The organism is Streptomyces sp. NPDC050508, from assembly GCF_040655155.1.
Lineage (GTDB): Bacteria > Actinomycetota > Actinomycetes > Streptomycetales > Streptomycetaceae > Streptomyces.
Genome location: NZ_JBFAJJ010000015.1, coordinates 76,150 through 90,197, shown reverse-complemented (window position 1 = coordinate 90,197; position 14,048 = coordinate 76,150). Strand labels below are relative to the sequence as shown.

Below are 14,048 nucleotides of genomic sequence, written 5' to 3'. Positions count from 1 at the left end.
GGGTCGCTCACCCCACCCCCGACACCTCTGTCTCGCACAGCAGTCGCCGGTCGGTGCCGAGTACCCTCACCGGTCCTGTGAGGTTCAGCCGTGCGGTGTGCCGTACGTCCGTGCTCGATGCGGACAACCGTAGTTCCAGGGTGCCCGGTTCGACCACACGGCGCCCCGAACGGTCGGTGAACGCCGACAGGTCCGCGTGGAAGCGGAAGGTCACGCGTGTCGCCTCGCCGGGGCCCAACTCCAGCCGCCGGTAACCGATCAGGCGGACGTCCGGGCGGGTCACCGAGGCGACCGGGTCGTGCAGGTACAGCTGGACGACCTCCGCCCCCGCCCGGTCACCGGTGTTGGTGACGGTGACCGTCAGGTCGTAGGAGCCGTCCGTGTCGATGGCCCGATCCACCGGCTCCGCCGCCTCCCACGCGAACGTCGTGTACGAGCGGCCGTGGCCGAAGGCGTACAGCGGGGTCGGGTCGAGGCTGCTGACCTCGTCGGCGAGGCCCAACGGGGGCTGCAGATACGTCCAGGGCTGGCCGCCCGGCACGTGCGGGACGCTCACCGGGAGGCGGCCCGACGGGTTGAGGCGGCCCGACAGTGCTCCCGCCACCGCCGGGCCGCCCTCCTCCCCTGGGAAGAACGCCTGGACCACCGCGCCCAGGCGTCCGTGCCAACGCCCCAGCGCGTAGGGGCGACCGGTCAGCAGGACCAGGACCACCGGGACGCCCGTCGACACCAGCGCGTCCAGCAAGTCGGCCTGCACGCCCGGCAGTTGGAGGTCGGCCACATCGCAGCCCTCGCCCGACGTGCCGCGCCCGAACAGGCCCGCGCGGTCGCCGAGCACCGCCACGCACACATCCGCCTCCGCCGTCCGCGCCACCGCCTCCTCGAAACCGGAGGTGTCCGGGTCGGAGACGTCACACCCCTCCGCGAACGTCACCTTGGCGTCCGGGAGTTCGGCGCGCAGGGACTCCAGCACCGTGGGGATGTCGATGCCCATCGGCACCTCGGGGTGGTGGACGCCCACGTGGGACGGGAAGGAGTAGCAGCCGAGCATCGCGAGAGCGTCCGCCGCCCTCGGTCCCACCACCGCGATACGCGCCTCCGGAGACAAGGGGAGCACACCGTCCGGGTTGTCCAACAACACCACTGACTCTTCGGCCAGTTGGCGGGCGAGGGCGCGGTTCGCCGCCGAGTCGAGGTCGATCCGCCCGGCCGGCTCCGGCGACCAGTCCTCGTCCAGGAGCCCCAACTCCGCCTTCTGCAACAGCACTCGACGCGCCGCCCGCTCGACCAGCGACTCCGGTACCTCACCCGCCCGCACCGCCTCCACCAGCGGCTTCCCGTAGCACTTCAACGTCGGCAGCTCCACGTCGATCCCCGCCGCCAGCGCCGCATGCGCGGCCTGCGCCGGGCTGCCCGCCACCCGGTGAAGCGTCTCCAGGAAGCCGATGCCGAAGTAGTCGGCGACCACGGTTCCGGTGAACCCCCAGTCCTCACGAAGGAGTTGGGTCAGCAGCTCAGGATCCGCCGACGCCGGGACGCCGTCCGTCTCGTTGTACGCCGCCATCACCGAGCGCGCGCCGCCCTCCCGCAGCGCCATTTCGAACGGCGGCAGCACCACGTCCGCGAACTCCCGCACCCCGGCCCGCACCGGCGCCAGGTTCCGCGCCCCCACCGAGGACGCGTACCCGGCGAAGTGCTTCAGCGTCGCGACGACCCCGGCCGACTCCAGCCCCCGCACATACGCGGCACCGATGGTCCCCACCAGGTACGGGTCCTCGCCGATCGTCTCCTCCACCCGGCCCCACCGCGGATCCCGTACGACGTCCAGGACCGGGGCGAGACCCTGGTGGACGCCGGCCGCCCGCAGGTCGGCGCCGATGTGCCGGGCCATCTCCTCGACCAACGACGGATCGAAGCTCGCGCCCCACGCCAACGGCACCGGGTACGCCGTCGCACCCCACGCGGTGAACCCCGCCAGGCACTCCTCATGGGCGACCGCCGGGATACCGAAGCGACCCGCCGCCGCGATACGCCGTTGTGCACGGGCCAGCGCCTGCGCGCCCAACTCCGGGTCCACGGGCGCCGTACCGAAGGAACGGGTGAGCTGCCCCAGTCCCCGGGTGATCAGCTCGTCCCAGTCGTAGTCCGAGGTCATCTCGCGCTGGAGCGGGGCGACGCCGTCGCCGTCCGTGTCGGCGCCCACCCAGACGCCGTAGAGCTGGGCGGTCTTCTCCTCCAGGGTCATCCGGGCGAGCAGGTCGTCGACGCGGGCGGCGGCGGGCAGGGCGGGGTCGCGCCAGGGGGCGGTGGTCATGAAACTCCTGTCGGGAAAGGTGAGTTGGCGAGGCAGCTCACTTGCCGCCTACGCCCATCAGGCCGCCGACCAGGGCGCGCCGGGCCACCAGGTAGACGGCGAAGATCGGGATGCCGGAGAGGACGACCGAGGCGAGCAGGGCCGGGATGTTCACGCCGAACTGGCTGACGTAGTTGAAGAGTCCGAGGGTGAGGACGCGGGGGCCGTCGGACTGGGTGAAGATCAGCGGGAAGAGGAAGCCGTTCCAGGCCTGGAGCGCCGCGTAGATGACGACCGTGCTGATACCGCCCTTGGTCAGCGGGATGACCAGTTGGAACAGCATCCGGGTCGCCGAGGCGCCGTCGAGCGCCATCGCCTCGTACAGGTCCTCCGAGATGTCCCGCAGCGTGCCGGTCAGGATCAGCACGGAGACCGGCATCGCGAAGGCCGCGGTCGGGAGGATGACCGCCAACAGGCTGTCGTAGAGGTCGAGTTTGGCGATCATCAGGTAGAGGGGGACCACGACTGCCTGGGCCGGGATGGCAACGCCCAGCAGAAACAGGCGGAAGGCCGCGCCCGACCAGACCGTCCTCGTGCGCACGGCCACGTAGGCGAGCGGCACGCACAGCACGAGCACGATTCCTACGACCGCCCCCGCGACCAGCGCAGTGTTCGCGAGGAAGTGGCCGAAGCCGTTGTGCAGGACGGTGTTGTAGTTGGCGAAGGTCGGATCGGTGGGCGGCTTCAGGGCGTTGTTGCCGAGGGCCTTGTCCTGGCGGGTGAGCGAAGCCGAGATCATCGCGTAGATCGGGACGATGACGACCGCGAGCCAGAGGAGAGAACCGAGCCCGGCGACGGGGTTGGGGCGCCTGCTCCAGTGTCGGCGCCTACGGGTGTGCGGGGGTTCCACGGGCTCCTCCGCCGTCTTCACCGGACGCGGCAACGTGTCGTGTGACACTCCGTCACATCCCTTCGCGGGTACTGCGCATGGCGCCGAAACCGGTGAGCCGGACCAGGACGAGGGAGAGCGCGGTGGCGATGACGACCAGGAAGGTCGCGATCGCGCTCGCGTAGCCGAAGTCGTAGCTCTTGAAGCCGGCTTCGTACATCAGGTACGGCAGGATCGCCGTGTCCGTGCCGGGGCCGCCCTGGGTGAGGATCAGGACGGTCTCGAAGTAGGTGAGCGAGCCGACGATCATCAGCACGCTGGAGGTGGTTGCCGTGTTCCGGAGTTGTGGCAGCGTGATCGAGAAGAACTGCCGGTAGCGACCGGCACCGTCAATTGCCGCCGCCTGGTAGAGGACTTCGGGGATCTGCCGGGCCCCGCCCTGATAGATCAGGGTGTGGAAGGGGATGAACTGCCAGCCCCCGACAAACACGATCGCGAGAAACGCACCGCTCGTCGAGCCGAGCGTGTCCTGGTGGATGACGCCGAAGTTCGGGTCGAGCAGGGCGTAGAAGAGCAGCGCGATGGCGGTCGAGGAGAGCAGAAACGGCACGAAGAAGATCGCGGAGAGGACGGCTCGGTTGCGCTGACGGCCGGCGGCCCAGACGCCCAGGAGCAGAGACACGACCGTCTGGAAAGCCCAGCTCGTCACAGTCAACAGGACGGTGACGGTGAGGGATTGGGTGAGTCGATCGTCGTTCAGAAGTTTCTGCCAGTTGGCGAGCCCGACAGGCTTCGGATCCCCGAGCCCATTCCACTTGGTGAAGGAGAGATACACGGCGAGGACCATGGGGGCGACGGCGAAGAAGACGAAAAAGAGAACCCCGGGTACAGCCCAAACACCGTGGGGCACAGCGCCCCCATAGGAGCGCGGGGAACTGCGCGACAAGCCACGACGCACCTGCACCCGACGAACCACCCCACCCGCGGAGCGCTCGCTCACTTCAACCCCTTGAGCGCCGACACGAACTCCGCCGGCGAACTCTTCCCCACAAACAGCTTGTTGATCTCGGTAAGCATCGGCGTGGACACATCCGGATCCACCGCCTGATCCCAACTCAACGTGAACGCCGGTGCCTGCTGCACCATTTGGTACTGGAACTTCGCGAACTCCGGGTTGGGTGAGGAGTCGAGAAGCTTCTCCGCGTTCGACGTAGTCGGAATGTCCCCGTTGGCAACGAGATCCTTCGCATACGCCTCCGACGCACAGTCCCGCAGGAACGCGATCGCCGCGTCCTTGTTGCCCGTACGGGCGTTCACGGACCAGTAGTTGGTGGGGTTCCCGACCACGTTACGGATATCACCGGCGCCCCCCTCGTACTTCGGAAAGGCGACCCACCCCAGGTTCTTCTTGGCGAAGTCGGGGAACTTCCCGAGCTGCGTCGAGTACTCCCACGACCCCATCAGATGCATCGCCGCCTTGCCCTTGGCGAACACGGCAGGCGCCCCACCGTTGACGTACGACACCGAACTGAAGCCCTTGCCGAAGGCACCGTCGTCGATGAGCTCCTTGACCGTCTCGGCGGCCTTGAGAACAGCGGGGTCCCCCCAACCGGACGCATCCCCGTTCTTGATCTTGTCGAAGACCTCGGGCCCGCCGATCCGGTCCACCAGGTACTCCAGCCACATCAACTCGGGCCAGATGTCCGCACCGCCGAGCGCGAACGGCGTGATGTTCGCCGCCTTCAGCTTCTTGTTGATGTCGAGCAACTCGGCCCAGGTGGTGGGCGGTTGGAGCTTGTGCGCGGCGAAGACGGTCTTGTTGTAGAAGAGGATCACGGGCTGCATGCCGCGCATCGGTATGCCGTAGTTCTTGCCCTTGAGCGCGCCTGCCGCGAGCACCGAGGGCAGGAAGCCGTCCTTGAGGACCGGGTCGCTCTGGATGGTGTCGGTGAGGTCGACCAGCTGGTTCGCCTCCTGGTACGCCTTGATCGAGCCGCCGCCCCAGTTGAAGAAGACGTCCGGCGCGTTCGGTGAGCCCATCGCGGTGCGCAGCTTGGCCGGGTAGTCGGTACCGGGCACCTTCTCCAGCTTGACCTTGCCCTTGGCGGTCTTGGCCGCCGCCGACGCGTTGAACCGCGTCACCGCCTTCACCTGCACCTTCACCGCGTCGTCGCCGTAGACGAAGGCGGTGACCGTGCCGCTGCTGCCGGTGCTGTCACTGGAGCCGCAGGCCGTGAGGCCGGTGGTGAGCAGGGTGGTGGCACCGGCGCCGAGCACCCAGCGCCTGCTGAACGTACGCCCGCCGTTGGACGTGTTGGGCTCCATGGACAGCACCTCTCGTGCGAATGTTTCGAGCCGTTCTACGAATGTTCCGGGAACGTAAGGCGCGCGAAAGGGTTCGTCAAGAGGTCGCGCAGGGATACGATCGCCGCCATGACAGCCCCGGAATCCGCTGAAACCCAGAGGACAGGTCGACCGACGCAGACCGCGACGCTCGCCGAGATCGCCCGCGAGGCCGGAGTGTCGGCTCCGACTGTTTCGAAGGTCCTCAACGGCCGCGCCGACGTCGCCCCCGCGACCCGCACCCGCGTCGAGGACCTGCTCCGCGTCTACGGCTACCGGCGCCGCCGCGCCGAGGCGACCCGCTCCCCGCTGATCGACCTGGTCTTCCACGAACTGGAGAGCGCCTGGGCGCTGGAGGTCATCCGGGGCGTGGAGAACGTGGCGCGGGACGCCGGGCTGAGCGTGGTGCTGAGCGAGAGCGCGGGGCGGCTGACGCCCGGCCGGACCTGGGCCGACCAGGTCGCCGCCCGCCGCCCGCACGGCGTGGTCCTCGTCCTCTCGGGGCTCGACGAGTCCCAGCGGGCGCTGCTGACCAGCCGTTCCATCCCGTTCGTGGTGATGGACCCGGCCGGCGACCCGGGCGCCGACGTGCCGTCGATCGGCGCCACCAACTGGCAGGGCGGACTCGCCGCCACCCGTCACCTGGTCGAACTCGGCCACACCAGGATCGGCGCGATCAGCGGACCGTCCCGGATGATGTGCAGCCGCGCCCGGGTCGACGGGTACCGGGCCGCGCTGGAGACGGCCGGGCTGCCGGTCGACACCTCGCTGATCAGTACCGGCGACTTCCATCACGAGGCCGGCTACCGGCTCGGGCTTGAGCTGCTGCGCCGCCCGGACCGGCCCACCGCCGTCTTCGCCGGCAACGACCTCCAGGCGCTCGGCCTGTACGAGGCCGCGCGCGAACTGGGGCTGCGCATCCCGGAGGACTTGAGCGTGGTCGGCTTCGACGACCTGCCGGTGGCGCGTTGGGTGGGCCCGCCGCTGACGACCGTACGACAGCCCCTCACGGAGATGGCCGAGGCGGCGGCGAGGCTGGTGCTCGACCTCGGGCGCGAGCCGGAGTCCTCGGCGGCGCGGCGGGTGGAACTGGCGACGAGCCTGGTGGTGCGCAGCAGTACGGCTCCGCCAGCCGCGGAGTGACGCCGGTGGCCGGAAGATGACGTATTGACGAGTGGGGTGAGCCGCCCCACACTCCTCCGAAGCCAATCGGTTGCACAACCGAAACTTTCGGAGGCACCCGCATGAGATCTCTGAGAACCGGCTTGTCCCTCGCGGCGCTGCTCACCGGCGCCGTCATGCTGTTCACGGCACCCGCCGCGCACGCCGCCGACACCCCGCTGCGCGACCTCGCCGCCGCGAAGGGCAAAGTCATCGGCACCGCGGTCACCGGCTCCAAGCTCACCGGCACCTACGGCGACATCGCGGGCGCCCAGTTCAGCTCGCTCACCCCCGGCAACGCCATGAAGTGGGGGACGGTCGAGCCGACGCAGGGCAGCTTCAACTGGTCGGAGGCGGACCAGATCGTCGCCTTCGCGCAGGCCCACAACCAGCAGGTGCGCGGCCACACCCTGGTCTGGCACAGCCAGAACCCGAGCTGGCTGACGAACGGGACGTGGACCTCGGCCCAACTCAGCAGCCTGCTCCAGAACCACATCAGCACTGAAGTCGGCCGCTACAAGGGCGAGATCACCGCCTGGGACGTGGTCAACGAACCCTTCAACGAGGACGGCACCTACCGCTCGACGCTCTGGTACAACGGCCTCGGCGCCAACTACATAGCGCAGGCGCTGACTTGGGCCCACGCGGCCGACCCGGCGGCCAAGCTCTACATCAACGACTACAACGTCGAGGGCGTCAACGCGAAGTCCACCGCCCTCTACGACCTGGTCAAGTCCCTTAAGGCGGCGGGCGTTCCGATCGACGGCGTCGGCCTCCAGGCCCACCTCGTCCTCGGCCAGGTCCCGGCCACCCTCCAGCAGAACATCCAGCGCTTCGCCGACCTGGGCGTGGACGTGGCCATCACGGAACTCGACGTACGGATGGCACTGCCGTCCGACAGCACCGAACTCGCCCAGCAGAAAGCCGACTTCAAGAGCGTCATGGCCGCCTGCGTGGCCGTGACCCGCTGCGTGAACGTCACCGTGTGGGGCTTCACCGACTCCGACTCCTGGGTGCCGGGCACCTTCCCGGGCTACGGGGCGGCGACGCCGTACGACGAGAACTACGCGCCGAAACCGGCGTATTACGGCCTCTCGGAGGCGCTGGGCGGCATCCGGTCCACGGATGGCTGCTCGGCGACATACAGCGTGACGAGCCAGTGGAACGCCGGATTCACCGGACAGGTGACCATCGCCTGCTCCGGGGCCTCGCTGTCGTCGTGGAGGGCGAGTTGGACGTACGGCGCCGGCCAGCAGCTCACCCAGGCCTGGAACGCCACCTGCACCCAGTCGGGGGCCGCCGTGACCTGTGCGAACGCGACCTACAACGGCACGGTCCCGGACGGCGGTTCGGTGACGTTCGGGTTCAACGCGTCCTGGAGCGGAAGCAACCCGGTACCGGTGGTGACCCTGGGATGAGGGAGGCAGGGGGCGTGAGACGGGACTGAGAACCGTGAAATTTTCCACAGAAAACCATCTCGGGACGCCTCCCCTAACTTTCTCCTAATAATTCGGACTTACGTTCCTCCCCGTGACGGACAAAGAGAACGTTGACGAGGACAGACGCATGGGCCGGCGGTCGAGAGTGCTGAAGATCGCCGGCCTCACTCTGGCCGGTGCCCTCGTCCTGGGTGTCGCCACGGCAGGCTGGGCCTACTGGCACCTCAACAGCAACATCAAGAGCGTCGACATCGACAGCGCGCTCGGCGCGAACCGCCCCGCGAAGGCGGTGACCACCCCCTCCTCCGCCGCGTCCGCGTCCGCCTCCCCCGTGCCGACCGGCTCCCTGAACATCCTGGTCCTCGGCTCCGACTCGCGCAGCGGCAAGGAGAACAAGGCGCTCGGCGGCGGCGACAGCTCAGGCGCCCGCTCCGACACCGCGATGGTCGTGCACATCGACGCGGGCCGTAAGAAGGCCACGATCGTCAGCATCCCGCGCGACACCCTCGTCACCCGCCCGTCCTGCCCGCTGTCGTCGGGCGGTTCCACGTCGGTGGCGTACAACGCGATGTTCAACACCGCGTACTCGGTGGGCGGCCCGGTCTGCGCGGTCAAGACGGTCGAGTCGATCACGGGCGTCCGCATGGACCACTACATAGAGATCGACTTCGCAGGCTTCGCGAAGCTCGTCAACGCACTGGGCGGCGTCACGGTCACCACCACCCAGGACATCGACGACGACGACAGCCACCTGCACCTGAAGAAGGGCACCCACCACCTCAACGGCAAGCAGGCCCTGGCCCTGGCCCGCACCCGGCACGGCATAGGCGACGGCAGCGACCTCGGCCGAATAGGTCTCCAACAGATGCTGGTGAAGGCCCTGTTGACCCAGATCTCCACCCACGACCTCCTCACCGACCCCACCAAGCTCTACGAGGTCACCGACGCGGTCACCGACAGCCTCACCACCGACACCGGCCTCGACTCCCTGAGCGAACTGATCGGCCTCGGCCAGAGCCTGAAGGGCCTGTCGACGGACGCGGTGAAGACGGTGACGATGCCGAACGCCACGGCACCGTCCGACCCGAACCGGGTGGTGGCGAAGGAACCGGCGGCGAGCGATCTGTGGGAGTCGCTGCGCTGACCTGCGGAAACAAGTAGGCGGAAAAATTCTTCGGGGAATTCCGGCGAGTGTGTCGATCCGCCCGCCCCTCGTTCGACGCATGGTTGAAAGGCCGGGAAGAGCCCGGCCGAAATCCCACCCGAGGAGTCACCATGCCCCGCTACCTCTCCCTCGTGCAGATCGACGAGAAGACCGCCCCCGCCGAGGGTCCCAGCGCCGAGCTGATGCAGCGCATGGGCGAGCTGATCGAGGAGATCACCAAGGCCGGCGTCATGCTCGACACCGCCGGCCTCACCCCGACCGCGCAGGGCGCCCGCGTCCACTGGGAGGGCGGCAAGATCTCCGTCACCGATGGCCCCTTCACCGAGTCCAAGGAGGTCGTCGGCGGGTACGCGCTCATGCAGTGCAAGGACATGGCCGAGGCGATCGAGTGGACGAAGCGGTTCCTGAAGGTGCACGAGGAGTTCTGGACGGTGACGTGCGAGGTGCGGGAGATCGCGGAGGGCTGAGCCTTCCTTGGCTTGAGGGCACCAGAGGTGTTCGATGGTGGGTTGTGGAACCGGAAGCACAACCCACCGCCTCGCCCGTGTCCGCCCTGGAAACCGCTCTGGAGACCGTCTTCCGCATCGAGTCCCCCCGCATCATCGCCGCCGTGGCCCGCCTGGTCCGCGACGTAGGCATCGCCGAGGAACTCGCCCAGGACGCGCTGGTCGCCGCCCTTGAGCAGTGGCCGAGGGACGGCGTGCCCGACAATCCGGGCGCCTGGCTCATGGCCACCGCCAGACACCGCGCCGTCGACCTGATCCGGCGCCGGGAGAACTACGCCCGCAAGCTCCAGGAGATCGGCCGCACCCTGGAGACGACGGCCCCGCCCGAGGAACCCCCGGCCCCCGACGACATTGACGACGACCTGCTCCGCCTGGTCTTCACGACCTGCCACCCGGTCCTGTCCCCGGAGGCCCGCACCGCCCTCACCCTCCGCCTCCTCGGCGGCCTGACCACCCCCGAGATCGCCCGCGCCTTCCTCGCCCCCGAGCCGACGATCGCCCAGCGCATCGTCCGCGCCAAACGCACCCTGGCCACCAAGAACGTCGCCTTCGAGGTCCCCTACGGCCCCGACCGCGAGGCCCGCCTCGGCTCGGTCCTGGACGTCATCTACCTCATCTTCAACGAGGGTTACGCGGCGACAGCGGGCGACGACTGGCTCCGCCCGAGCCTCTGCGAGGACGCCCTGCGCCTGGCCCGCCTCCTCTCCGGCCTGATGCCGAAGGAACCCGAAGTGCACGCCCTGGCCTCCCTGTTGGAGTTCCAGGCCTCCCGCTCGGCCGCCCGCACCGCCCCGAACGGCGACCCCGTCCTCCTCAAGGACCAGAACCGCCGCCGCTGGAACCGCCTCCTCATCGCCCGCGGCATCACCGCCCTCGGCCGCGCCGACGCCGTGTCCACCGGCGCCCCCGGCCCCTACGCCCTCCAGGCCGCCATCGCCGCCTGCCACGCCCACGCGTACACCTACGACGAGACCGACTGGCCGACGATCGCGACCCTGTACGGCCTCCTCGCCACCCGATCCCCTTCCCCGGTGGTCGAGTTGAACCGAGCGGTGGCGGTCTCGATGGCGGAGGGCCCGGCCCCGGCACTGGAGATCGTCGACACCCTCGCCACCGAACCCGCCCTGCGCGACTACCACTTGCTGCCCAGCGTCCGCGGCGACCTGCTCCTCCGCCTGGGCCGTACGGCGGAGGCAAGGGCGGAGTTCACCCGAGCCGCCGCCCTGGCCCGCAACGAACGCGAACGCCAACTCCTGCTGCGCAGAGCCGAAGAGGCGAGCTAGACCGGCCGCCCGATCAACATGGCCGGTGCCCCCGCCACCCGAGTGAGGAACACGGTCGCCGAGTTGGGCCCCTGAGGCTTCACCTTCCGCCGCAGTTCCTCCGGTTCGACGGCCGACCCCCGCTTCTTCACGGTGAGCACGCCGACCTCGCGCTCCCGCAGCAGTGCCTTCAACTTCTTCACGCCGAAGGGCAGTTGATCGGTGATCTCATAGGCGGAGGCGTACGGAGTCGGCCGTAGCTCATCGGCAGTCACATACGCGATCGTCTCGTCGACAAGTCCGCCCCCGACCTCCTCGGCCACCTCGGCGACGAGATGCGCCCGGATGACGGCACCGTCGGGCTCGTACAAGTACCGCCCCACGGGCCGGACTTCAGGGTCGGGCAGCCCGCGCCCGTGCAGAACTCGTGGGCCGGGCAGGAGAGTTGCCCGTACCGCTCCCGGCCGTGCCCCGGTCCCGAACCACAGCACTGCCTCCTTCACATCCCCGCCGTCCGAGATCCACTCCGCCTCGGCCGCCGCCGGGACCGCCTCGTGCGGCACCCCGGGCGCGATCTTCAGCGCGGCGACACGAGCCGTCGTAGCCGCCCCCACGGCCCAGGACAACGGCGGCGAGTACGCCTCGGGATCGAAGATGCGCCCCCGCCCACCGCGCCGCGCGGGATCGACGAACACGGCGTCGTACCCGGACGTGTCCACCTCCGTCACATCCGCCTCGCGCACCTCGATCAGCTCGGCCAGTCCCAGTGCCGCTGCGTTGGCCCGCGCCACCGCGACCGTCAGCGGATCGCGGTCGACGGCCAGCACGCGCACCCCCGCCCGCGCCAGCGCGATCGCGTCGCCGCCGATTCCGCAGCACAGGTCGGCGACGGAGGTCACGCCCATGTCCCGCATCCGGCCCGCGCGATACGTGGCGACACTCGCCCGGGTCGACTGCTCGAAGCCGTTCGGGGTGAAGAACATCCGCTCGGCGTCCTCGGCCGGGAACTTCGCCACCGCCGCCCGCTGCCGCAGCCGCGCCTGGCCGAGGGCCGCCGAGACGAGGTCGGCGGGGTGCTCGCGGCGCAGCCGGGTGGCGACGGCGAGTTCCTTGGCCGGGTCGGTGCCGCGGACCTCGTCGAGGAGGGCGAGGCCCTCGGGGGCGAGCAGGGCGGCGAAGGCGAGTACGGGGTCGTTCACCGAGTCATTGTGGGCCAGTCGGTGGACGGTGCGCCTCCGGTGGTGGTGTGTTGGCGGTGTCGGCGCGGGATCGGGGCCATGACCTGAAAGGATCCGACCCCATGCGAGTAGTCGTACAAAATGACATCAATCGGGCGTATGAGAATGAGTCGTACGGGAATGGGTCGTACGGGAACCGGGGGATCCGGGGCCGGAGGGCGGGCACCCGTGGCGCGCTCGCCGCCCTCGCGCTCGCCGCCCTCGTCTCCGGCTGCACCCAGCCCGGCTCCGGCGCGGCCGTCCACCCGGCCCACGGCGCGCAGCCCCTGCAGGCGCCCCCGGCCCGCGCGCTGGACTCCTACGCCACCAAGCTGCGGGCCGCGTACGCCGCCCGGGTGGCAGCCGCGAAGCGCTGGGGACTGGCGAAGGTCCCCCTCGTGGCCCCACCGGCCCCCGCGCACAAGCCGGAGATCACCGCACGCAAGGGCTTCGAGGTCGACGACCAGGAGGAGTTGAACCTCCCGCCGGTCTTCACCACCGTCCCCACGAAACAGAAGATCGTCTTCCTCACCATCGACGACGGCGAGGAGAAGGACCCCGCGTTCCTGCGGATGATGAGCGACCTGAAGATTCCGTACACGGCCTTCCTCAGCAACTACCTGGTGAAGGACGACTACGGCTACTTCAGGAAGATGCAGTCCCAGGGCCACACGATCAACAACCACACCCTCACGCATCCGTACCTGCCCGGCCTGTCCTACGCCGAGCAGAAGCGCGAGATCTGCGGCATGCAGGACATCATGAAGAAGCAGTTCGGCAAGGCCCCGACCGTCTTCCGGCCGCCGTACGGCAACTACAACCACGACACCCTCGTCGCCGCCAAGTCCTGCGGCATCAAGTACGCCCCGATCTGGGACGAGGAGGTGTACGTCGACCACTGGGAGTACCGCGAGGACGACCGCTCCCTGCACCCCGGCGACATCGTCCTGACCCACTTCCGGGGCCGTAAGGACTGGAAGGGCACGATGGTCGACGACATGCGCCGCTTTCTCGGCAAGGTCACGGCCGAGGGCTATGCGGTGGCGCGCCTGGAGGACTACCTGTGAGGGTCCGGGTACCGGTGGCCGTCGCCCTGGCGGCCACCCTCCTCACCGGCTGCGCCCAGTCCGTCGACCCCATCGAACGGCTGGGCAAGAAGGCTGCCCAACGCGTCCACCCGCACGGCCCGTCCCGCGAACAGTCGTACCGCCACTGGGGTTTGACGGCCCCCCTGGCCCCCGCCCCGAAACCGGCCCCCCGACCCGCGGCCCGCTCGGCCGGCCCGGGCCTCCCGCCGGTCGTGGACCACGTCCGCACCCACGACAGGGTCGTCTTCCTGACCTACGACCACGACACGGGCGCGCGCCGCGACCCGAGGTTCGCCGACATGGTCCGCGAACTCCGGCTCCCGGTAACCGAGTTCGGCACGCCACCCCAGCGCCGCCACTTCGCGGGCCTGCCCTACGACGCCCAACGCACCGAGATCTGCGGCGGCCACCCCCGGCCCGCGTCCCGCCTGCTCCGGCCCCCCTACGGCACGTACGACACGACGACCCGCCGTGCCGCGGCCGACTGCGGCATCTCCGCCCTGGTCCTCTGGCGAGCCTCCACGACAACCGGAACCCTGACCTACGCCCGGGGCGACCACCACCTCACCCCCGGCGACATCGTGGAGGTGGGCCCGACCGACAGCACGGCCCGACTGCTGCGAGGCATCCAGGGACAGGGCCTGACGGTGGGCCGCCTGGAGGACTACCTCTAGGGCCGGTCCCG

The 14,048-nt window shown here is 69.5% G+C and carries 12 protein-coding genes; 7 read left to right on the top strand and 5 right to left on the bottom strand.

The window, feature by feature from the left end; genetic code table 11:
- Nucleotides 1–7 precede the first annotated feature (7 nt).
- The 4 genes from AB0I69_RS35220 to AB0I69_RS35205 are packed head-to-tail and all read right to left on the bottom strand — an operon-like array spanning nucleotide 8 to nucleotide 5,507.
- Nucleotides 8–2,314 (bottom strand): glycoside hydrolase family 3 N-terminal domain-containing protein, encoded by a 2,307-nt coding sequence (locus AB0I69_RS35220; RefSeq protein ID WP_363099790.1) that lies wholly within the window; start codon nucleotides 2,312–2,314, stop codon nucleotides 8–10.
- Nucleotides 2,315–2,351: 37 nt separating this feature from the next.
- Nucleotides 2,352–3,203, bottom strand: a complete 852-nt coding sequence (locus AB0I69_RS35215; protein ID WP_363099927.1) for a carbohydrate ABC transporter permease — start codon at nucleotides 3,201–3,203, stop codon at nucleotides 2,352–2,354.
- 52 nt (nucleotides 3,204–3,255) lie between these two features.
- Nucleotides 3,256–4,128 (bottom strand): sugar ABC transporter permease, encoded by an 873-nt coding sequence (locus AB0I69_RS35210; RefSeq protein WP_363099789.1) that lies wholly within the window; start codon nucleotides 4,126–4,128, stop codon nucleotides 3,256–3,258.
- Between the two features lie 50 nt (nucleotides 4,129–4,178).
- On the bottom strand, nucleotides 4,179–5,507 hold the full coding sequence (locus AB0I69_RS35205) for an extracellular solute-binding protein (protein ID WP_363099788.1): 1,329 nt from the start codon (nucleotides 5,505–5,507) through the stop codon (nucleotides 4,179–4,181).
- Nucleotides 5,508–5,615: 108 nt separating this feature from the next.
- Between AB0I69_RS35205 and AB0I69_RS35200 the strand changes: the two genes are divergently transcribed.
- From AB0I69_RS35200 to AB0I69_RS35180, 5 genes are all read left to right on the top strand, one after another.
- Entirely contained in the window at nucleotides 5,616–6,668 is a 1,053-nt protein-coding gene (locus AB0I69_RS35200) for a LacI family DNA-binding transcriptional regulator (protein WP_363099787.1), read from the top strand.
- A gap of 101 nt (nucleotides 6,669–6,769) precedes the next feature.
- Nucleotides 6,770–8,104, top strand: a complete 1,335-nt coding sequence (locus AB0I69_RS35195) for an endo-1,4-beta-xylanase (RefSeq protein ID WP_363099786.1) — start codon at nucleotides 6,770–6,772, stop codon at nucleotides 8,102–8,104.
- 148 nt (nucleotides 8,105–8,252) lie between these two features.
- On the top strand, nucleotides 8,253–9,269 hold the full coding sequence (locus tag AB0I69_RS35190) for an LCP family protein (protein ID WP_363099926.1): 1,017 nt from the start codon (nucleotides 8,253–8,255) through the stop codon (nucleotides 9,267–9,269).
- Between the two features lie 131 nt (nucleotides 9,270–9,400).
- The gene (locus AB0I69_RS35185) at nucleotides 9,401–9,757 is read left to right on the top strand and encodes a YciI family protein (protein ID WP_019055574.1); all 357 of its coding nucleotides are present in this window, start codon (nucleotides 9,401–9,403) and stop codon (nucleotides 9,755–9,757) included.
- Between the two features lie 77 nt (nucleotides 9,758–9,834).
- Entirely contained in the window at nucleotides 9,835–11,079 is a 1,245-nt protein-coding gene (locus AB0I69_RS35180) for a sigma-70 family RNA polymerase sigma factor (protein WP_363099785.1), read from the top strand.
- Here AB0I69_RS35180 and AB0I69_RS35175 read toward each other — a convergent pair.
- The gene (locus AB0I69_RS35175; protein ID WP_363099784.1) at nucleotides 11,076–12,257 is read right to left on the bottom strand and encodes a methyltransferase domain-containing protein; all 1,182 of its coding nucleotides are present in this window, start codon (nucleotides 12,255–12,257) and stop codon (nucleotides 11,076–11,078) included. The two genes, AB0I69_RS35180 and AB0I69_RS35175, sit on opposite strands and share 4 nt — an antisense overlap.
- A gap of 101 nt (nucleotides 12,258–12,358) precedes the next feature.
- Between AB0I69_RS35175 and AB0I69_RS35170 the strand changes: the two genes are divergently transcribed.
- Nucleotides 12,359–13,342 carry a polysaccharide deacetylase family protein gene (locus AB0I69_RS35170; RefSeq protein ID WP_363099783.1) on the top strand — a complete coding sequence of 328 codons (984 nt, stop codon included), beginning with the start codon at nucleotides 12,359–12,361 and terminating at the stop codon, nucleotides 13,340–13,342.
- A complete protein-coding gene (locus AB0I69_RS35165; RefSeq protein ID WP_363099782.1) occupies nucleotides 13,339–14,037 on the top strand; it encodes a hypothetical protein in 699 nt (232 codons plus the stop codon). The genes AB0I69_RS35170 and AB0I69_RS35165 overlap by 4 nt, the downstream gene beginning before the upstream one ends.
- Nucleotides 14,038–14,048 lie beyond the last annotated feature (11 nt).